This window comes from Sutcliffiella cohnii, assembly GCF_002250055.1.
GTDB classification, from domain to species: domain Bacteria; phylum Bacillota; class Bacilli; order Bacillales; family Bacillaceae_I; genus Sutcliffiella; species Sutcliffiella cohnii.
Map to the genome: position 1 here is coordinate 4,040,757 of NZ_CP018866.1, position 20,449 is coordinate 4,061,205.

Consider the following 20,449-nt stretch of genomic DNA (forward strand, 5'->3'; position numbering starts at 1 on the left):
TTTGTTAAATCTCTTCCTTTGAATGAACAATTTTAATATCCTTTACGATAGTAAATTTCTTATCCTTATCTTCATCTTCCCTCGTTAATTCCTCCGTTGGATTTAAGATTGTCGTTGCGTCTTCTTGCAGCAACTCTGTTTCATCCGAAAGTAAGGTCGTTTCAGTAGCAGCAACTTCATCCAGCGCTAGTACTTCTGTTTCTTCTATTAAAACTTCCGTTTCTTCTGATAGTACTTCTAGCAGAGGTTGTGGTCGTTGAACGAGGTGTCCAGATTGTAGTACTCTCGGTGTTGATACTTCTTCTGTTCTAACCGTTTTTACAGACAAGGAGGACTCCGTCTCGTCCATATTTCCTGTCTTACGTAAACGTTTAGAACGATTTATAATCGCATCTGTTAGCTTTCCTCTCTCTACATTAAAAGCGTCAGGCTTGTATCGCTTCTGACCTGTATTGGAGTTTTGCTCACGTATAGCTTGTATTTGTTTAGCCGCCGTTCTTCCCGTTAAATCCCCAATGATTGCTAGAACATTTAGTTTAAAAAACATAAAAATAGCAATGATAAAAAATATTCCAGAAAGGGAATAACCGACAATGGATATAATTTTCCACGTTAATGCATCCATCCGAATCCCCCCTAGTTTCGATAGGCATTATCAATCGCTTTTTCTGTTGTACCAAAGCGACCGATGACCTCTTCTTTTATTTCTTCCGTTCTATCTGTTGTGACAGCAACTTCTTGTGTACTTTGTTTAACTGCTTCATAAACGGATCGTATATCACTTTCTTCCACGCCATCTGATTTAAACTTTCTAGCATAAGACTCCATCGAATACATCGCCAATTTATAAAGTTCCAGCATTACAATTTCACTTTCATCTGGATTTTCATCAACAATAGCAAGTAATTCTTTTATATTTTCCCAATATGGTTGATACTCTCCCTTATCAGAGGCTTCCACAATATGAAGAGTAATATCTCGATTAAACTTTCCAATATCTCGATAAATCTTTGCCATATCCAAATATTTCATTCCTTCTGGTACGTACGCCACCGCATCTTCAAACCATTGAATCGAACTCGTAATTCTCGTAATTTGGTTATCATTTTGTTCAGTGCGACCGTAGTCGTAGTAGTACCAATACGCTTTTCCTATTTCAAACGCTAAATTGCTATACTCTGCTGTTTTTCTTAACTCACGAAGGTGGGGATTCATTTTCGTTTTTAGTTGTTTCTCTTCTTCTACTGTAAAATTCGCGTCCAATTTAAAGGCGTCTATTAATCCTAAATAAGCAGCGTCTTCCAACGGTTTTATATCAATCGCTGTTAAATAGTAATCTATTTTTCCACTCGGGGAGGAAGACTTCTCCGCTAACTGAATCGTATTTTCGTAATCCGTATTGTTCGTATGTGCCGCCATTGCTTGCCCAAATATTCCTAAGCTTAAAAACAAGACGGCGGCTCCTGTTACGAAACTAAAATTACGCAATTTCGCTTTCTGTTTTTCTCGATAAAGATCATCTGCTTCTTCGTAATGGTCTAATGCGTATAAAAGCTCGGCACATGACTGAAATCTATCTTCTGGATTAAGCTGCGTACATTTTTGAATAATTTTTTCCAAACCACCTGATAGCTGTGGGTTCCATTGCCGAATCGGATAGAGCTCATAAGGAGGCTCACTCGGATTATGTCCCGTCACTAAATGATAAAGTGTTACTCCGAGACAATAAATATCCGTCCTTGGGTCTGTTTGGCCTTTCCCACCAAATTGCTCCGGTGCTGCATAACCTTTCGTCCCTAAACTTACCGTATCAGCTAAGTTTTGTTCTTTATATTCTCTCGCAATCCCAAAATCAATAAGCTTTAAATTGCCATCGGGCTTTAACATAATATTTGCTGGCTTCATATCTCGATAAATGATGCTCGGTTTACTAGTATGTAAGTACTCGAGCACCTCACATAATTGCTTTGCCCACTCGATCACGACTTCTTGTGGTTGGGCACCATACTCTTCGATAATTTTGTTAAGTGGTTCACCTTCAATATAGTCCATAATGACGTAGATTACTTTAATATCATCAATAATGTCGACAATCCTTGGCAAGGACGGGTGGTCGAGCCTTTTAATCATATTCGCTTCGGCAATAGCACTTTGAATAATCACTTCATTATTTTTATCTCTTGCTCGTTTTTCAATTTCTTTTACTGCCCACTGTTTGTTCAAGCGTTTGTCCATCGCTAAATACACTTTAGACATTCCGCCCCTACCAATCAGCTTAAGTATTTCATATTTGCCATCTATAACTGATCCGATATGTGCCAAACAAGTTCCACATCCTTACATCATTTTAATAAGCACAACGGAAATATTATCTGTTTCTTGTCGTTGCTTATTAAGCTCTACCATTTCTATCGCTTTTTCTTGCATATCCTTTTCATCGATCATTTTTTCAGGGGAAAAGGCGTCGTACATTTCTTGTTCTGTAATCATATGGCGAAAACCGTCTGAACAAAGAACGTACACTTCACCAATCTTTGGTTGTTCGGAAATGAAGTCAGGCTCTACAACTTTAGAAGCACCGATACATTGCAGCAATACGTTCCTTCTCGGGTCTACTTTCGCTTGCTCGGGTGTAATATTGCCGTTTTTCAGCTCTCTTCCAACAACTGTTTGATCCTCTGTTAACACTTGTAATCTATCGTTTAAACGATATACACGAGAATCGCCTACATGACCAATCAGCATAAACTTTGTATCAATTATTAGAAGGGCCGTTACCGTTGTGCCAAGTTGAATTCTTTCCTTTCTTCCATATGCTCCGATACGTTCATTCATTTCTTTTAACATTTGATCCCAATAGGACTGGATATTTCTATCAAAATCTTCTTCTACTAGCTGATTTGGAAGTTTTTGTTCGAACCAGTTGGAAAAGGCGTTAATAACGGTTGTGCTCGCTAGTTCACCTTTTGACAGGCCACCCATCCCATCACATATCACTGCTAGGACGACTTTTCCTACAGGGGTCTCTGCAATTGTTAAACATATGCTATCTTGGTTTGTTGCTTTTTTTATACCAACATCGGTATATGCTGCCGTTAATACTTCCATTTAAGGACCTTCCTTACCGTATTTTAATTTCACCTTTCCACAGATGTTGCACGAAAACTAAGTGGATTGAAGCGGAAGGTACTTGACTCCAGCGGGAGAAGAGAGAAGGTCGAGACCCCACAGGCGCAGCCGAGGAGGCTCGACTCTTACGAAAAGTGAAGGCGGCTCGCTCAGGTCCACACAAACTGGACCTTTTCCGCAGGAGATAAAGGAAACACGACAAACGGTAGTGAGTCGATGTTGACTTATCGCACGGAGGAAAAGGGAAGTTTGAGCCGGACCTAGCCGCCATAACTAGACAATCCCCGCAGGAAAGCAAGTACCTGTAGCGTAAAGGAACGCATGCAAACAAGAATGTTATTGTTAAAGGTACATTATGCATTCTTTTAATAGATTCATTATTATATATAAAAGGTAAATTTCTCATTTCCTAGTTTTAGCTTAGTGCCTGAGAATATTTCTACTTCTTGCTTAACAGGGATTGGGCGATCGTCCACATATGTTTTATTAGTAGAATTATTATCTACAATAAAATAACGGTCCCCTTTCGTAATAATATCTGCATGGCTCCTGCTCACTGCATTATTATCTAATACGAAATAATCACAATAGCTTTTCTCCTTACCGATTCGAAAACTTGGCTTGTTCACACTAATTTTCTCTTCGGTTTTCTCTCTTACTAAGTGTGGAAACGTAGGCTCTTCTGCACCTAACACCGTCGTGCCACCGTAATTATGATCATGTGTGCCTAAAACAGTCGTATCGTTTTCTTTATCTACTGTTGCGAAATCATCGGAGATTTGTTCATTCAGGGTATTCATACTATTATTTTTCGGACTTGCTGTTGATGTTTTACTTAAAGAGGAACCACAGTCGGCACAAAATTTTGCACTTCGTTCGTTTACTTTTTTACACGTTGGGCAATTACTCGGTTTTAAAGGTGGATATACCTTTTCATCTACTTCACTTAATATCCCTGATATATCAATTTGATTGGCAGGTAAAGTCGAACCACAATCAATACAATACATCGAGCTATTGACGTTTATTTTTGCGCACTTCGAGCATATTTTAGAACGATCCATCGCTGAATTTGCACCACTATGAGTGTGTAACGGGTTATACGCAATATTTTTCGACTTATCATCTGCTACTTCTGCATCCTGTTTAACAGAACGTTCTTTCTCTCCAAACTTCGTAGACCCTGTTGAACCAGATGGAATATACGATTTATTTTCGACCACTTCTCCTAACATTTCTAAAACAAATTTTTCAAAACTATTAATGGAAAAAGGATCTTGCGTTTTAAAATAACTTAAATAGCTTGATACGTAGTCTAAGTTTTCATGTTTATTGAAAACTACAGAAAAAGGTATTTCTTGAAAAAACGTAGACGGAGTTTGCGCATTTTGATTGTTCACGATTGGCCAAAAAATACACGCGATTTTCTTCGTTCTTGGCTCTACAAAAATATAATCACTATCTAACATAAGGTTGTTTACATTCATTAAGTTCTTCTCACAACTTTTCACGATCGTAATAAGCTGAGAAATTACTTTTAAAAACATTTTTTTATTTACAACCCCAGTAAAATAAGTACGTAACGGAATTAACCCTGTCACATCCGTTTTGACAACAACACCTTTTTTGTTACTTTTTGTACTAACAGGAATTAAACCATCCATTCTTCCACCAGTAATTGCTTTCAATTCTCTTTCATTTACTACTTCCGGATGAACTAATCGGTTTTCTATTGCCCACTTATTAGAGGTTTGTTCAATCGTTATTCTTCCCATACATATCTCCTACTTTTACACACTATTTATAGTGAATTAGCTTTATTGACTGCTTTTGTTTGTGCTTCTTTATATTGACTAGACGAATATCGTAAAAACTTCGCATAGTTTTCTAGCGATTTTATCATCTGTTGAGAAGTAGAGTCTGCTCCAGATACTTTCTGCCATTGATTTTGGAACTGATTATAATCGTTACCATCCCAAGAAGATCGAAGACTTGTTACTTCTTTATCAGCACTACTCATATTCTTTTTGAACTTCGTAATATACGATTCAATTTCTGACGCTGTTGCATCAAACTTGCTATGGTCGACTTTAATATAAAAACTCATCCTACCCCTCCTTTATTTAAAGAAATCAGCAAGTGATTTGTTCACTTTTTCTGTTTCTTTATACCCTGTTACAACTTGCTCGTTTAAGTACTTAACAAAATTATTCATTACAGTGTATCGAGGCTCTGAGTAACCGTCTTTTATTTTGAAAAATGCTTGAATTGCTTTATCTGATGCCTTTCCATCCCAGGATGCGTTTAACGATTTTACGGAAGATTCTACTCCTGAAAAGTCACTTCTAATCGCTTTGTTATACGATGAGATTGATTTAGCAGCCCTCATCACACCACTCGTATCGACATTAATTTTGCTCATCCGCTTCCCTTCCTTCTATTCTAATAGAGTAATAGATTATAAGCATTACTTCTTCGCAAATTGTTCGGATAATTTGGATGTATCAATTCTATCGAGTTTATATTTGACGTTTCGGTAATTATTTGCGATCTTGTTTAAACTTGACGTACATTTTTCATTGCCAATTCCGACAAAATCTTTATTAATTCCGGCTGCAATACTATCAATCTCATCAATAATACTTAAAAGCTCTCTTTTAATTGCATATAGTTCGTGTTGACCACTCATTCTGATACCTCCCTATTAAAGTTGGCTCATAATTCTTTTTTCTACTGCTTCAAAATCATTTGCTGTATCTTCTAAATAGTTAATACACTTCTTAATTCTCCAGCTTTCTCCTGTCATTAAGTCCGCTCGCATTAAAGTTAGTAAATCTAGAAATCCAACTTGCCAATAGAGAGAATTTAATCTGCTGTCTAGACGATTTAAACGAGCGTTTACATTTCTCAAGCGGTCTGCATAGACTCGTAGTTTATATGTTTCTAATTTCACAACCGGATTAGCTGTTGCGTATTTATATCCAGCGTTAAATGTTTGTTTAAACCATTGGTTAAGTTTAGCCACTTCTCCTTGTATAAACCCTATTAACGAATCGATTTGTTTTTGTGACCATTTCAGAAACCTCCCGACCTCTTGAGCAATTAATGTTGCAGTCGCTATCAAAGCTTCCACTACTACTTCCAGTGCTGCCCCAATGATGACAGTTGCTGCTAAAAGTGCTACTCCTACTAACGCTACTTTTCCAACCAATGCGATAGCTGGTATTCCAATCACGAAAGCAGCAACGCCAGCGCCAATAGCTCCAGACACTACCGCCGTTCTAAATAAGGTGTTATCCCAAGTAGCAACGATAATAATACCGCTTAAAATATCCGTTAAAAGGTTACCAATTGGTGCTGGAATTCGGTCGGTGAACTCCGTGAATTTCCCTACAGTAAATTCATAAAAGGTCATTTCTCCTCTTGCTGCCATTCCTGTTACTGGGTCAAACTTTAGAGCATCTGTAGAATGTTTTCCTCCAATGTAATGAATAAATTTCTTTATTGGTCCATCCGGAAAATTAGTATCTAGCGTTATGAAACTGACACCTGGAAGGGGTTCGAGTATCGTCCCTACGACACTCCATTGGTAATGCTTCATATTGTTAGAGCCTAATTTTTCTGCAACAAGAGCTATTTGGTCTGCATGTTCTCTAATATACTCATTGGAGAATCCAGGACCATCAAAATTGGTGCTCTGCTGTAGTCTAGAAAAAATCTCCGAATACTGTGTTGACATAATCGTTGCATGGAACGATAAATTCCCACCTAATGAATGCCCAGTGAAGGCAATACTATCGTAGTTTTTAATATAGTCCGAGTTTTGTATTTTCTCTAAAAATGCAACAGCTTCTTCCTGCTGTTTCGTCGAGATAGAATTAACTAGGCCAATGTCCGCGTCTACCCAGTCTTGTTTTGCGTGTTGATGATTTGTAATTGGTTCACTTCCTCTAAAGGAAGTTAATAATCCACCTGAACCAGTATCAATGACACAGCCGTAGAAACCATTTCCATCCAAATCATTTTTATTGTGTACATCAACTATTTTCCAATTTAAAATATCATCTTTCAAATTAGCATATTCGGGATTACTTAGTATATTTTCAACTCTTGTAACTAAATCCCCCTGGCCGTTATTTTGCGCATACTCTATTATTTGTTCAATTGAAGGGGATGTTCTCATATGACGGGGCATCTTATCAATGATTTTATCTAAATCTTCATACGCTATATCAGTAGCAACTTTTAACATTTGATCTGAGTATGCCAATACTTATCCCCCCTACATGTTTCCTTTTATTTCTTCATTGTCAGAATCTAGACCTTCATTGCTCATATCAATATAAAACTTTGATATCACTTTATAATCATCAAACCACTCTTCACTAACGTCAGGATTTTTTTGAAATTCTGTTACTGCCTTATCATAATCTTCGCTAGCAATGACCCAGACGTCCGTCTGAAGGGGAGTATTTTTCAATTGTTTATAGGTAGATTCATATGCGCTTTTAACATTCTCATGTGTCAGCTGATTCGTCTCTTTTAGCAAAAGTTTTCCTACAAAATAATCCGGAGTATGGGAATCAATATAATCGTGCAATTTTATATCCACGTCATGAATCTCTTTTCCACCGCTTACATGTAAGTTTACTTTTGATTCCATGTTATGTTTGTTTAGTTCATCTACTAATACAGTTCCTGCAGCTGTTCCCACTTTTCGACGTAAATAATTTTCGGATTTAATAGTCCCTTTTGTATCCATCACAACAGAAAAAACAACTCCGTTTTTGTCTTGAACATAACTTGTAACCGTATTATTATCTTTCGTTCCCATTCTCGCACCGAGAGCAATCACTTCGAATTCTTGATTATACTTTTCGTTTAACTCTTTGCGTACTAGTTCAGCAGTTTTGTCATTAATTGTGTTACAACCTAACATGCCTAAAATGGAAAATGCCATAAGAATAACTCCCACCTTTTTCATCATTTTTCGTTTCATTTTAAACCCTACTTTCAATATTTTTCTGGATAAACGGTTATCTGTAACAACTTTCCTTAACAAATACGTAATTGCACTTAATACATATCTATATTAACTCCTAAGAGTTACATTCAAATTCAGTATTATTTTTGTTCTATTTTTAAACTTAATATCGTCATAATAATGATAAGAAGCTTTAATAGTTTCACATCTTACCTACTTTCTTAATCTCAATTTTTACCTATAAATTATTTGATGCTTGAATTCTTCATACGATAAGCCGTTGTCCGTAACCACGATGACAGCTTTTACAGATTCATCATATACTTCCCAATTTCTGATACCGTAAATGGCATAGCTATTCACATATTTTTCTGATTTGACTGGATCTCCACCAAATGAAGCAACAAACACATTTCGTTTATAACCTAACGCCACTTGTTCAGTATATACGTCATAAAGTTCAACTAGGGCTTCCTCACTTACATCACCTAATATAGAAATGATGCTAGAGAAGTTAATGACAATATCATTTGTGATGACAAAATTGTCTTTTTGCAAATCCTCTAGACTTACTTCCCTTGACCTTAGATTGATATACGTTTTTGCAAATTGTACATTGGTAATAGAATTATAGTTAAATTTATTAGAAATTAGCTTGGCTGCGTAAGCATTTAGATAAGTATCCATATATTTACCAGGGTTACTCACTGTTTCTCTTACTTCGACTCGAAGTCCATCCTCAGACTCGGCAACTAAAATATTTTGGTTCATACTATCATTGAAGCCACGTTTTGCTGGAATATATTCCACAGTAGTAAATTCAGTATCATATTTCTCATTTAAATATGTAAGCATTGGCTGCTCATTCTCTTTACCGTCTTGTTCGGTTGTTTGTTTAGCACATCCGCTTATACCAATAAATACAAAAAGTAACAGTACTATTATGGACGATATATTTTTCATACTATACCTCAAGCTTCTTTTTTCTTTTAAAACTAATATGGAGGCGACGGAAACCCATCGCCTCCATTCTAAGTAACTTCTATCGGTATTATTTAAACGCGTCTGCTAAGTTCGTATTAGCAGTTTCTGTTTCGAAATAACCTTGGTCGACGTTTAGTCGTAAGAATTTTACGTAGTTGTCTAGAATGTCGTAATATTGTTGGAAGTATTTTGCTGAGAACTCATCGTAAGCAGCGATTGTTGCTTGAGATGCTTCCCCTTCCCAAGCGTTAGATAAATTTTTGATTGTTGATTGACTCGTTCTTAGTTCATTCTCTAGTCGTTGATTTAGGGATTCGATCGTATTTGCGATTTGTGTAACCTGGGAAGTATTAACTTTAATATGTCCAGCCATATTTGTTCCTCTCCTTTTTCAAAAAATTAGTTTACTAGCTTTTTAACAGAAGCAATGTTGTGCTCTTGTCTTTGTACGTAGTTTGTTTTAATTGTGTTCAGCGCTTGGCTTGCATGAGATAGTTTATCTGCCATTGCTCTTAATTCATCTGTAAACCCTGTAATTTGGTTAACGAATGCGACGTTGTCAGCACCTTCCCAAGCCTCTCCCATTGTGCTAGCTTGTTGCATTAGCTGTGTATAAATCTCCGTGTATGATTCTGAAATACCTTGGATTTTCTTAGAAGCTGTTTCTAGTTCTTGCGGGGTTACTCTAATTCTTTTTGCCATAATTTTTGCTCCTCTCCGTTTTTTAATTTATATCAGCATGAGCTTAGAACCGTGTTGAATACCCAGTTCTGAAATAGCCATGTTAATATTGAAAATAATTCCTGTTTGCGCATCACATAACACTGCATCTTTCGTCGCTTTGTATTTTCCATCTGATAATTCGCTTAGTAAGGAAGATACTAGTGTTAGTATTTCACTCATTTTGCTTTCTACTGGTATGTAAACATCAAAGCTCATATTGGCAGCAGGAAGAAAAATTTCAACAAGTATTTTATTCATCGTTGTCCTCATTCTCCTTTACAGCGTTTAATAGCTTTATTTTTACACCTTTACCTTGCTGAAGAGCGAAGCCGAAATCGGACGAGATCTCATCACGCATTTCACTCGTAATTTTGGATGGTTTTAAGTTATATTGCTCGGTTATGCCATTCCCCACCCAAATACCATTACTTGCATTGACATGCTTCTTATACCAACTTTCGAAAGTTATACCACCTGAAAGATTGTTCGATTGTTCTGCAATGATAAACGTAATACCATACTTTGCTTCCCCCTTTTCAAGAATTAAGGAAAGCTTTTCAGCCCCTTCACTACTTAACGTATTTTTCAGCGCAGAAATAGAATGGATCACATATACTTTTTGCTCGAAGTTTTCTACTTCTTCTCCTTTTTCTAATGCATCTTTGTACGTGTTGTTGCGGAAAACAACTAAATCAAACATTTGAGATATTAAATCCTCCAGCTCCTTGCTAGAAGAATAATAAGAAAGTTCAGTGTCGGAAACAGAATCCTTAAAGTCATTTAGCGGGTCAATCACAGAAACATCTAACCTCGCTTTCGTTGCCATCAACACCGACAATTTTTCAACAAACGAATGGAATTCCGTGTCATTGGATAACACAACGTGAATATACGATTTACCGAACGGGTAATAATGAACACGTAAAGAGTTTCTTTCTACCCCAATCGGTATGTTTAAGCTCTTATCCTTTATTACATATTCGGATAAAAATTCAATATCCACATTTTCCGGTAAAATTGGAATTTTCGTTGCAGTATTACCTTGCCAAGACTCTGCTAGCTGTGCACATTCTTCGCGCACGAATTGGAACGTCTTTTCTGGATCCGTTATATGCGCAACTTGGAATTCATAAATTCTATCTGTCTTCACTAGCCCTCGACCTTTATTCTTAGACGGATATAGCCCTTCTGTTTTACCAACAACTGTCGAATAATCAGTTTCATCATTTAATTGAAGCGTTAATAGCTGTTTAAAGTTTTGCAATAACCGGAACCGAACGACATTTGTGCTTAGTGCAGATAACACAAAATAAATGCCATATTTCGTTCCTTCTCTAGATAAAAACGAGACGGCTTCTTCTTTTTCTTCATATATTTCAGTAAAGGCTGCAAAGTTGTTTATTGCTACGACGATAGAAGGTACTTTTTCTCCAGTAGCTTTACTGTAGGAGTGGTAATCCCCGCCGAAGTCTGCGAACTTCTTCTTTCGTTTCTCCACTTCACCTAACAGCATTTTAAATAGATTACTAATTTTTTCTCCTTCGTACGACAACATCACATCTCCTACGTGTGGAGCTTTGGAGAAGGCTTGCAATGTTTCTGCGGCGAAGTCTAGTATATAGATGTTTACTTCATCTGGCGTATGTTCTTTCATTAACGAATAAATCATCGTCGTTAAGAAAGTGGTTTTCCCACTACCTGCCGAACCGTAAATAACGGTATTACCTTCCTCAGAAAGTGGCAGTCGTAATAAGCATTGCTGCTGTCTTGCCGGGTCATCATATTCACCGATAATCGGGTTTAACATATGTGTTTCTTGTTGAGAAACATTATATTTTTCCATTAGTTTATCTCGTAAAACAACTGCCGGAATTGGTTCTAACCAAAGTGGACGTATTTTTATCTTTTCTTCCTTCGCAATATGGGCTAAATACTCAGTAATAACGTCCATCTGTTTTTTCGGATTCGCAGTTGTATGTTTCTTTTTATCCATTTTTGCTTCTTTAATCGGACGCCCGTTTCTGTCAATGACGACGACACTATCATCCTTCTCGACTACAACTTTATCGGATGGATAGTACGGTGCTCCCGCCCAAGAGGATTGCCCTAATTCAAACAATTCGTTATACCCAACTTGAAGGTAAAATCGACCGGTATCTTTCAGCTCCGCAGCATCCGGACGTTTTAACATATCCATAGAGTCTGCTCGTTCTTGTACTTTCAAACACACTCTAAATTTACTATTACTCCAAATTTGGTCATCGACTACTCCACTCGGTTTTTGCGTTGCGAGTATTAGATGGACTCCTAAGCTTCGGCCGATACGAGCCGCACTAACTAGCTGCTCCATAAACTCTGGTTGTTGTGTTTTCAACTCTGCGAACTCGTCGGAAATAATGAATAAATGTTGAAGTGGTTCATGTACGACACCTTCGCGAACGAGCTTTTGGTATTTATAAATATCGATATTACTTTCGCCAACCTTTTTACTAGCCTCGGCAAAAATAGCCTGACGTCGCTTTAATTCACTTTCAATCGAAATTAGGGAGCGTTTAATCGCTGCCCCATCCAAGTTCGTAATGATACCGGCTGTGTGTGGCAAGTTTTCGAACGACTTTGCCATTCCTCCACCTTTGTAGTCAATTAAAATAAACGCGACTTCGTTTGGATGATAGTTAACAGCTAGCGATAGTATGTACGTAATTATAAACTCACTTTTACCAGACCCTGTCATCCCTGCGACCAATCCGTGAGGGCCGTGGAACTTTTCATGCAAGTCGAGTTTAAAAGTTTCACCTAACGTATCCACTCCGACCGCTGCTTCTAATGATTTTGTTGGATCATTATCTTTCCATCTTGTTAACGAGTTTAAATGCTCTACTTTACCTACACCGAACATTTCAAGAAACTGAACCATCTTCGGTAAATGGAAGTTACTCGCTGACGAATCAAGTGGTACGTTTGCTAGCTTCACACTTAATTCATTCGGATCTTTTGATAAGAAAATATCTGGAGCAAACGTAATCGTTTCGCCAGTTATATCATTTTTATCAAAAAGCTTTCCGACGTTTTCTTCTAGCTCGACGACCATTGTGCACTCTTTCGGCAATGTTTTCAGCTCGTCATAGAACGTTAAAACACTTATATGAATATTGTTTTTCTTCGCGTACACTTGCTTTAACATTTCCGCTCGAATCGCTAACGTTTTACTCATTGCAAAAATAATGTAATAAGGTGTAACGTCTTCAAGGTCGCCTTCATTTATTTTCGAACGATACTCAATTTCTTTTTCAATAAAAGCGGATACTTCTTTTACTTCATTATTATTTGTCGCAATGAAACGAAAATCATTATCGTTGCTCCACACATGTGGCAACCATTTCGTAAATCCAAACTCCGTTTCTTCCTCTTCGTCATATACGAAAACCATTTTCACTTCATCGTAACTGTATAGGGCAGCTAATTGAAAAATTAACCCTTTCGCAAATTCGACCGTTTGTTTCCGATCACCAATGACTCCTGAAATATGATCTTCAAATAAAGATAGAGTGATAGGAATATCTTTTAATACTTTAGGAGTTTCACTTAACATGTATAACTCTTCTTGTAAGTTATCATCATCAATCGAAAACTTCTTCTCCCCATACGAAATATCCGCATCAAGAATGCCATTTCCTAGACCTACTCTTAACTTTAAAAAATCATTTTGCCCTAGTCCTCGCTCCCAAAGGTTACGTTGAACATTTTCTATCCGTTCTACACAATCGGAAATCGGTACATGATTTTCACGAAGAATTTCTTCCTGCTTTTCACATTCTTCATTGAATAAAACAGCAAAACGATCTAAATATTTTTTATATTTTTCTTGGCGAATTTTCTCTTTCTTATGTCTACGCCTTTTATCAAAAGTACGAGTTAAGATAGGCCACATGACAGTACCTAACAGCATACTTGCTGACATAATAATAGCTGGAGTTGCTGCCCCAATATTTCCATTCGCCATCGCATTATTAATCGCGAAAATCGCCGTACCCATCGAAGCCATCCCCATCGTCATGGAAGGACCGACAACTAACATAATCGGCGTCTCATCACCGATTGCATTTGGAGGTGGTGGATCAATTTTAAATAGTGCTTTTTCTACATCACGTTTAAATCGTGGAGAGCGATAAAAGAAATCAACAGCTGGTGCTTCATACTCTTCTTCTTCATCCGTTGCTTCTGCTCGCTGATTTACAAATGGTTTTAATGCTTTACTCCGTATGGAAAGCTTTCCATCTGGATTGTTAACAGCAAGAAAGAAGCTTCCAACGATGATTTTGTAGCCCATGATGTAAATCATATCGCCAATGTTTAAGTTTTTTCTTTTTACTTTATTTCCATCTACGAAAGTACCATTCGTACTTCCTTCATCGACAATGCTCCATTGACCTTGAATAAAGTGGAGCGTCGCATGTTTTGCGGAAACAAACCGGTTCTCAAGGACAACGTCACACTGCTCACTTCTACCAATCGTTATATCTAAATCATTCTCGAGCACATACTTCGTAAACGTTTGCCGATCTTCCGTATTCGGTTCTGTAAATACGAAAGTTTTCACATCCTCCCCTTCCACCTTTAAATTGTATATACTTAACGGACTTAATATTGTATTACGGATAGAGTCCCCAGAATGATCCAATACTTTTACATTTTTATTGGACTTTAACACCCATTCGCCATTTACCCCTTCAATTCCAATAAGTTTTTTCGGTGTTTTTCCTGTCGAATCGTATGTCCAATATTGTCCTCTTACCTTTTCTGGTAACGTAATAGAATTTATCGTTTGTTTATTAATGAGAGTTACAATCATTTTTAACTATCCCCTTGTGAAACAAGTCTAGAAACTTACTATTCTCCTTGATGCATAAGACTCAGAATTATTACTTAATTTACCTGGCCTCTTCCACAATTATCCTGTTAACTCAATCTTATTATTTATCGCTATCCTTTGTCGATACGGTCTAGAAAAATGGTCAAATGTTACCGGTTCGAAATCCCTGTGTAGTTATTGTGACGGAGTTGTTTGTAGGTCTTTTTTACCCGTTATTGAAAGAAGCCCATTTTTGTATGGCAATATAACCCAAATATAATTAAAATATTAAAAAGAATTAGGAATTGATGCGTAGGCATATTGGTGTATTGGATATATGGAAAGGGATATATAGTACCTAAAAATTTCTTTATAAAGGAGGTTATGTGCATGGCAAGAAAAATGGTTGTTGATCCGACTAACTTGGATAGCGTTGCAAAAAAATTAGAAAAAAACGCTAATGAATATGAGAGTGTTTATCATGAGTTGCTTTCTGAAGTAAATGCAATGAGAGGTTGTTGGCAAGGAGAAGATCATATCATTTATGAGAGGCAAATTAAAGGTTTAGAAAAGGATATTAAAAGAAACGTCAAATATATGAGAGAATTCGCAGAACATCTTAAATTTTGCGCCAAAACGTATCGTGATGCTCAAAGTGAAATTATTACGAAAGCTAAAGGTTTAATTAGCTAAGACAACTATTATATGAAAGGAGTAAACGATGGGAACAGTTAGTTATGCTAGAAATCAGGTATCAGAAATTGTGTCAAACCGTTCTTCATTAACTAGAGTAATAGACCAGTTGAATTCATTTAAAACTACATTAAATAGTGGCTGGCAAGCGAAAGAAATAGACTATGTAAACATCGCTATCGATAACATCAATAAAGAGATAACTAGAATAACAAACGAACTTGAATCAATTGAAAATGCGATCATGACAGCCGCCTACGAGATTGAGAGAGAAGAAAGAGAAGCACGTGAGAGAGCCGAAAGAGAAGCAAGAGAAAGAGCGGAAAGAGAAAAAGCTGCAAATAAGTAGTGGTGAGAAGAATACGTTTGGTTCCGATCTCCGAGTCGAATCGAGCCAACATATTTTTTCTTTAGTTCATCGTAAACATTAATAGAACCCTAGAAAGGAGGACATATACATTGAAGAAAATAAAATTAGACGACCATACAATAAAAAATGCGAACGACCAATTAAGAAAACCCCTTTCTTTGTTAGGTGATTCAAGAGTAAACTTAACCCAAACAAAAAACAGGATGGAATGGAAAGTTCGCAACAGAAGCAATGCAGATGGTAGAATTTCAAAAGTGTGTTCCGATATTAAACAGCTCGAGAGCAACATAAAACGAATAGAAAGATTTGTAGCGTCTTCTTCCCAACGATACTTTGAAATCGATAACTTTTTAGCTAATAAAGCGTTGAGGAAGAGTGGCAACCTTGGTAATATTTATAAGTCGTTAGCTGCATTAGGTGCCCATCCGATATTAGCAAGAAATATAGCTTTGCAAATTGCAAAAGACGCAATTTCCGATAAAGTTAAATTACAACAAGGGAAAAACTTGAAATTCAATATATTTAAGAAGGACGGTAAAGTCTTTTTTCAACTGATTGGTAAAGAGATGCGAAGCAATAACTCTAGGCAATATAATGATATCCGGAATACTTTAGTAAGAGAGTTTGGAGGAGAAAGCGGTACATACAAAAGGAGATTTGTAGAACGCTTACTTAACGGGGGAGGCATACCTATTTATGTTACCGGTAAAGGAGCGAAAGGAGTTATTACTGACAATTACAACAAATTTTCCAATAATACTGCAGTAAATACTTATATAAACAGTAGAGTTGATCCAATCGGTAATTTTAAGCAATCGTTTAATAGCAGCTTAAAAGGTGGGTTTAAGTTTTGGGATGATTTTAATTGGAAAGGCGTTAGTAATTTACAAAAAGGTGCTAAATTCTTCGGAGCTGCTGGAACAGCACTAACTGTAGGGGATAACTTTATTAATACATTTAAAAACAGTAGTGGAACAGGCTGGAATTTTTCAGAGGAAAATCAAAAAAAGTTTGCTGTAGATACTACTATAGATTTATCTGTAGCGGCAACCTCATTCGCTACAGGTGCTGCATTCGGTTCCTTCTTTTTACCTCCAGTTGGTACAGTCGTAGGAGCAGGTACTGGGATAGTTATACACTCCCTAGTCAATATAAAATTTGGTGATCCACCACCGAAGAGTATTGTAGATCATACAAAAGACTTTGCAAATACAGCCGCAAATAAAATATCCGACATTGGCAATGATTTGAAAGAAATTAGAAATAATGCAGTTGTATCAATTGGTAAAAACTTGACCAAAATTTTCTTTTAGGAGTAGCTTATGTTAAATAAATATGAAGAAAAGGATTTTTTGAAATTAAAGGAAGTTTCAACAGAAAGGTTGTTACCAAGCAACATCTCTGTTGGGTTAATAGGTGCGCTATTCCTTAGCGCAGCAATAAATGGAGTTCTTTTATACGCTGTTATGTATAGCTCCTATATTAATAATCCAATTTGGGATTTTGTCTTACCTATTTGTATCAGCTTATTTATTATTCAATCAATAATTACTTTATTCTTTTTTAATCAAAAAAGGGCGTTTGCCTATCAAAACTTCCAATCTATTTTTGTATGTATCGTAACCTTTAAAGTTTCTGTAGAAGGTTATATCGTTTATTTTGCTATTTTGGAAGATAGATTTGCACCGTCCTATTTCGGGCTTTTTGCTATCATCTTCCTCGTGAGTGGACTAATGTTTCTTATTCTTTCCATCTTAAGAGCTGTAAAACGTGTTAGAGATGGACATTTTCGAAAAGGCCAAAAAGGATTATTAGACTTCAAAGACTCCAAATCGTATGTTAGCTTACCAATTATTTTCGGAGCAACCATTACCGGAGGAGCATTCATGAGAATGTTAAGTAATTCCTATCATCCATTATCTAGTATGCTTGAGATTTACTTTATATTATCCTTAATGGCTTTATTACAATTTGCAATTGCTGTAGCATGGCCGGAGTTTTTCTTATTAGCTTACTGTAAACATAGATTTAAAACCTTCAAGGCAAATCCTCCTAAGCGAATAGAAATGTGAATGTAGTAAATAAATAGTATTAAATATACATAGGAGTTATTATGCTAAAAAAATATAACGAAGAAGATTTTATGTTATTTGATGATATTGCAACCGATAGATTATATCCGCCTAATATTTCTGGTGGTTTATTAGGCGTATTAATGTATAGTGCTGTAATGAATGCTGTGTTACTATTCGCTAGATGGCAAAGCCCTAATATTATTCATCCATCTTGGAATATTATTGTACCTGTTTCTATTAGTATTTTAATAGTTCAAGCTGTGATAACTTTTTATTATTTTCATGAAAAAAGAGCGTTCACCTTTCAAAGGTTTCAAAGTATTTTTTTATGCTTCGTAACAATAAAAATGTCACTGGAAGGATATTATATATTTTTTACTGCATATGAAGATAAATCTGTTCCTACTTATGTTGGTCAATTAGGTACATCAATAATGCTGGGGGGAATAGTATTTCTTATTCTTTCAATTATAAGAGCTGTAAACCGAGTGAAGGATGGCCATTTCCGAGAAGGCGGAAATGGTATACTGAACTTTTCACAATCTAAGTCGTATGTTAGTATACCGATTATTTTTGGACTCACCATGGTTGGAGGGGCTATTCCAAAAATGCTAGAGAATTCACTTTATCCTTTCACAATTATGCTAGAGTTATATTTTATTCTTTTATTAGTATCTTTAATACAATATGCCATCGCTCTAGTGTGGCCTGAGTTTTTGTTGTTAGCTTACTGTAAGTTTAAATTTAAATCTTTTTATATTGAGCCTCCTGAGAGTATAAAACATGATACAAATAATGAATGAATAATTTCACAAAACAAACTAAAAATTCTAGAGTTCTCATAGAACGGAGGGTTCATAGTGAAAATTAAACGGACTAGTATGATGTTTAACAATGTAATAAAAACAACGTATCGAACGAGGATGGACCAATGGTACGAAGAAGCTAAAACGTTAAGAAATGCAATTATCAATAACGGATTGTACGGAACTGGACCTGTTATTTATCAGGTAGAAAATATAGGGGATAGCGGCGAGGAAATTCCTGAAGCTGATTACACCTTCCATGTTCCTATCAATCAACCAGTTACAATGGAAGAAAACGCTCCTTTTTCATTTGATGAGTTACTTCATTATGAGGATGGTTTGCTGTTAAGGCATGCTGATTTAGATGAAGATATTGAGGAATCTTACGAAATTTTACGTGCTTGTGCTGAGGCAAATAACTTCTTACTCAAAGAGCCATTTTATAATATTTATTTAGATGTATACGGTGATGGAATTATCGATATTTTTGCTCCGATTGAAAAGGAGGAGTAATAGTGATTAATCCGAATGATTCTATTAAAGTGAAAAACGTTCTATCGAGAAAGTATGTGTTCCACTACGAAGAAATGGATCAACATATAGAAGATTTTATAAATGACGTGTTTAAGCAAACACAGAATATAAAAGGTCCGTTATTTTATACGTTGAATAATGTTCCAAAAGACGAAATCACACATGTCGAGTTTTTCATGCCGATAGAGGACGACTCTGTCTCATTGTTAGATGATATGCATTTCCAAAGCTATTATAATATCGAAAATATGGTCTCTATTTGTGTCCAAAACAATTTTGAAACGAATACAGAGATAGCCTACGGAATGTTGTTTCAATATATGGAAGAAAACTATTTAAAGCAAGTTACTCCTATCTTTCATGTTCTTTCAGGGGATGAAACGTTACAATATATGTTTATTAAAATAGGAGTCGTGCAAAATTTAGAGGAAGCATGGAAGTAAATTTATATGGTTGCGGGCATTTTAGAATTTGGAAATCGACCTTTTTTTGAAGTGAGGCATTTCACCAACATGAAATGCCCTTTTTATTGCATTCTTCTAGAAACTTATAATCTACAGCCAAACCTTATCGTACTTCCTTTCCTCGTTCACTTATTTAACATTTATATTTCCTCATACATTTTGTTATATATGGGAAACTGCGTATTCATCCATTATTACAACTCCTTTTATTAACAAAAACACATTTCTGAGGTTGCTCCTCATAGGATAAAACTATGCAGTTATTCATAACGTATTTCAAACTTGTTTATTTTTTGCCATGTTTTGAACATCATGATGCGCCAATTTTTCTCTGCCTTCTACAACCACATTTGGTGCTGCAAGGGGTACAATAAATTTGTCTACAAACAGCTCGATTTCTGTATCTGGTACAAAATTATATGTAGAGAATCTATACGTTTTTTTGTTATTAGCTGTTAAGAAAATACACTTAAACACACCAAACTGCCAGCCAAATCTCACCGCAGTAACATCAGATAGAGGTATGTCATGCTTTACGTTACAAATTCTATTATTTTCGATAGTAACGAGCGTCTTTCCTTTAGACATAACAGATAATATTTTGATGATAAATGCACCGAAAAACACTAATCCTATGATAGAAACTACTATACCAAGTAACGCTAGTATGATTGAGTTTGGTAATATAAAAAAGATGGCAATACACATGGCAATTAAGAGAAACCCCGCAAATAATGCACAACCTGAATTAAAATGATGATAGTATAACTCTACTTTATTGTTTTCTTGTTTAATATGAGAAAACATATTATCGTTCATTATATATTAACCACCT

22 protein-coding genes are annotated in these 20,449 nt (G+C 36.1%); 7 read left to right on the forward strand and 15 right to left on the reverse strand.

All coding sequences use genetic code 11. The features are described 5' to 3' along the window. Window positions 1-4: 4 nt before the first annotated feature. From BC6307_RS20285 to essC, 14 genes are all read right to left on the reverse strand, one after another. Window positions 5-625, reverse strand: coding sequence for a hypothetical protein (locus BC6307_RS20285; RefSeq protein ID WP_066415460.1), 621 nt, complete (start codon window positions 623-625; stop codon window positions 5-7). 11 nt (window positions 626-636) lie between these two features. Continuing rightward, window positions 637-2,322: a serine/threonine protein kinase gene (locus BC6307_RS20290; protein WP_066415457.1), complete on the reverse strand. Its 1,686-nt coding sequence runs from the start codon at window positions 2,320-2,322 to the stop codon at window positions 637-639. A gap of 15 nt (window positions 2,323-2,337) precedes the next feature. Then, a complete protein-coding gene (locus tag BC6307_RS20295; RefSeq protein WP_066415453.1) occupies window positions 2,338-3,108 on the reverse strand; it encodes a PP2C family protein-serine/threonine phosphatase in 771 nt (256 codons plus the stop codon). 401 nt (window positions 3,109-3,509) lie between these two features. Next, on the reverse strand, window positions 3,510-4,904 hold the full coding sequence (locus BC6307_RS20300) for an FHA domain-containing protein (protein WP_066419991.1): 1,395 nt from the start codon (window positions 4,902-4,904) through the stop codon (window positions 3,510-3,512). A 26-nt stretch (window positions 4,905-4,930) separates the two neighbouring features. Further along, complete coding sequence (locus tag BC6307_RS20305) at window positions 4,931-5,236, reverse strand: WXG100 family type VII secretion target (RefSeq protein WP_066419990.1); 306 nt, start codon at window positions 5,234-5,236, stop codon at window positions 4,931-4,933. Window positions 5,237-5,248: 12 nt separating this feature from the next. Beyond that, a complete protein-coding gene (locus tag BC6307_RS20310) occupies window positions 5,249-5,551 on the reverse strand; it encodes a WXG100 family type VII secretion target (protein ID WP_066419989.1) in 303 nt (100 codons plus the stop codon). A gap of 45 nt (window positions 5,552-5,596) precedes the next feature. Beyond that, entirely contained in the window at window positions 5,597-5,818 is a 222-nt protein-coding gene (locus tag BC6307_RS20315) for a hypothetical protein (RefSeq protein ID WP_066419988.1), read from the reverse strand. Between the two features lie 15 nt (window positions 5,819-5,833). Further along, a complete protein-coding gene (locus BC6307_RS20320) occupies window positions 5,834-7,399 on the reverse strand; it encodes an Mbeg1-like protein (protein ID WP_066419987.1) in 1,566 nt (521 codons plus the stop codon). A gap of 12 nt (window positions 7,400-7,411) precedes the next feature. Next, window positions 7,412-8,128 carry a BTB/POZ domain-containing protein gene (locus BC6307_RS20325; RefSeq protein ID WP_157076702.1) on the reverse strand — a complete coding sequence of 239 codons (717 nt, stop codon included), beginning with the start codon at window positions 8,126-8,128 and terminating at the stop codon, window positions 7,412-7,414. 219 nt (window positions 8,129-8,347) lie between these two features. Further along, on the reverse strand, window positions 8,348-9,076 hold the full coding sequence (locus tag BC6307_RS20330) for a hypothetical protein (protein WP_066419983.1): 729 nt from the start codon (window positions 9,074-9,076) through the stop codon (window positions 8,348-8,350). 88 nt (window positions 9,077-9,164) lie between these two features. Beyond that, entirely contained in the window at window positions 9,165-9,470 is a 306-nt protein-coding gene (locus BC6307_RS20335; RefSeq protein WP_066419982.1) for a WXG100 family type VII secretion target, read from the reverse strand. Between the two features lie 26 nt (window positions 9,471-9,496). After that, window positions 9,497-9,799 (reverse strand): WXG100 family type VII secretion target, encoded by a 303-nt coding sequence (locus BC6307_RS20340; RefSeq protein WP_066419981.1) that lies wholly within the window; start codon window positions 9,797-9,799, stop codon window positions 9,497-9,499. 27 nt (window positions 9,800-9,826) lie between these two features. Further along, window positions 9,827-10,078: a methyltransferase gene (locus BC6307_RS20345; RefSeq protein ID WP_066419980.1), complete on the reverse strand. Its 252-nt coding sequence runs from the start codon at window positions 10,076-10,078 to the stop codon at window positions 9,827-9,829. Then, window positions 10,071-14,672: a type VII secretion protein EssC gene (essC, locus tag BC6307_RS20350; protein WP_066419978.1), complete on the reverse strand. Its 4,602-nt coding sequence runs from the start codon at window positions 14,670-14,672 to the stop codon at window positions 10,071-10,073. Before essC ends, BC6307_RS20345 begins: the two co-directional genes overlap by 8 nt. A 390-nt stretch (window positions 14,673-15,062) precedes the next feature. Here essC and BC6307_RS20355 point away from each other — a divergent pair, with 390 nt between their 5' ends. From BC6307_RS20355 to BC6307_RS20385, 7 genes are all read left to right on the forward strand, one after another. Next, window positions 15,063-15,365 (forward strand): WXG100 family type VII secretion target, encoded by a 303-nt coding sequence (locus BC6307_RS20355; RefSeq protein ID WP_066419977.1) that lies wholly within the window; start codon window positions 15,063-15,065, stop codon window positions 15,363-15,365. A 28-nt stretch (window positions 15,366-15,393) separates the two neighbouring features. Continuing rightward, the gene (locus BC6307_RS20360; RefSeq protein ID WP_066419975.1) at window positions 15,394-15,714 is read left to right on the forward strand and encodes a hypothetical protein; all 321 of its coding nucleotides are present in this window, start codon (window positions 15,394-15,396) and stop codon (window positions 15,712-15,714) included. A gap of 110 nt (window positions 15,715-15,824) precedes the next feature. Then, on the forward strand, window positions 15,825-17,048 hold the full coding sequence (locus BC6307_RS20365; protein WP_066419974.1) for a hypothetical protein: 1,224 nt from the start codon (window positions 15,825-15,827) through the stop codon (window positions 17,046-17,048). A gap of 9 nt (window positions 17,049-17,057) precedes the next feature. After that, window positions 17,058-17,807 carry a hypothetical protein gene (locus BC6307_RS20370; RefSeq protein WP_066419973.1) on the forward strand — a complete coding sequence of 250 codons (750 nt, stop codon included), beginning with the start codon at window positions 17,058-17,060 and terminating at the stop codon, window positions 17,805-17,807. Between the two features lie 41 nt (window positions 17,808-17,848). Continuing rightward, complete coding sequence (locus BC6307_RS20375) at window positions 17,849-18,613, forward strand: hypothetical protein (protein ID WP_066419972.1); 765 nt, start codon at window positions 17,849-17,851, stop codon at window positions 18,611-18,613. Window positions 18,614-18,670: 57 nt separating this feature from the next. Next, the gene (locus BC6307_RS20380; protein ID WP_066419971.1) at window positions 18,671-19,129 is read left to right on the forward strand and encodes a DUF5085 family protein; all 459 of its coding nucleotides are present in this window, start codon (window positions 18,671-18,673) and stop codon (window positions 19,127-19,129) included. A gap of 2 nt (window positions 19,130-19,131) precedes the next feature. Beyond that, window positions 19,132-19,593, forward strand: coding sequence for a DUF5085 family protein (locus BC6307_RS20385; protein ID WP_066419970.1), 462 nt, complete (start codon window positions 19,132-19,134; stop codon window positions 19,591-19,593). Window positions 19,594-19,890: 297 nt separating this feature from the next. On the opposite strand, the gene BC6307_RS20390 is transcribed toward BC6307_RS20385, so the two are convergent. Further along, the gene (locus BC6307_RS20390) at window positions 19,891-20,433 is read right to left on the reverse strand and encodes a DUF5381 family protein (protein ID WP_066419969.1); all 543 of its coding nucleotides are present in this window, start codon (window positions 20,431-20,433) and stop codon (window positions 19,891-19,893) included. Window positions 20,434-20,449 lie beyond the last annotated feature (16 nt).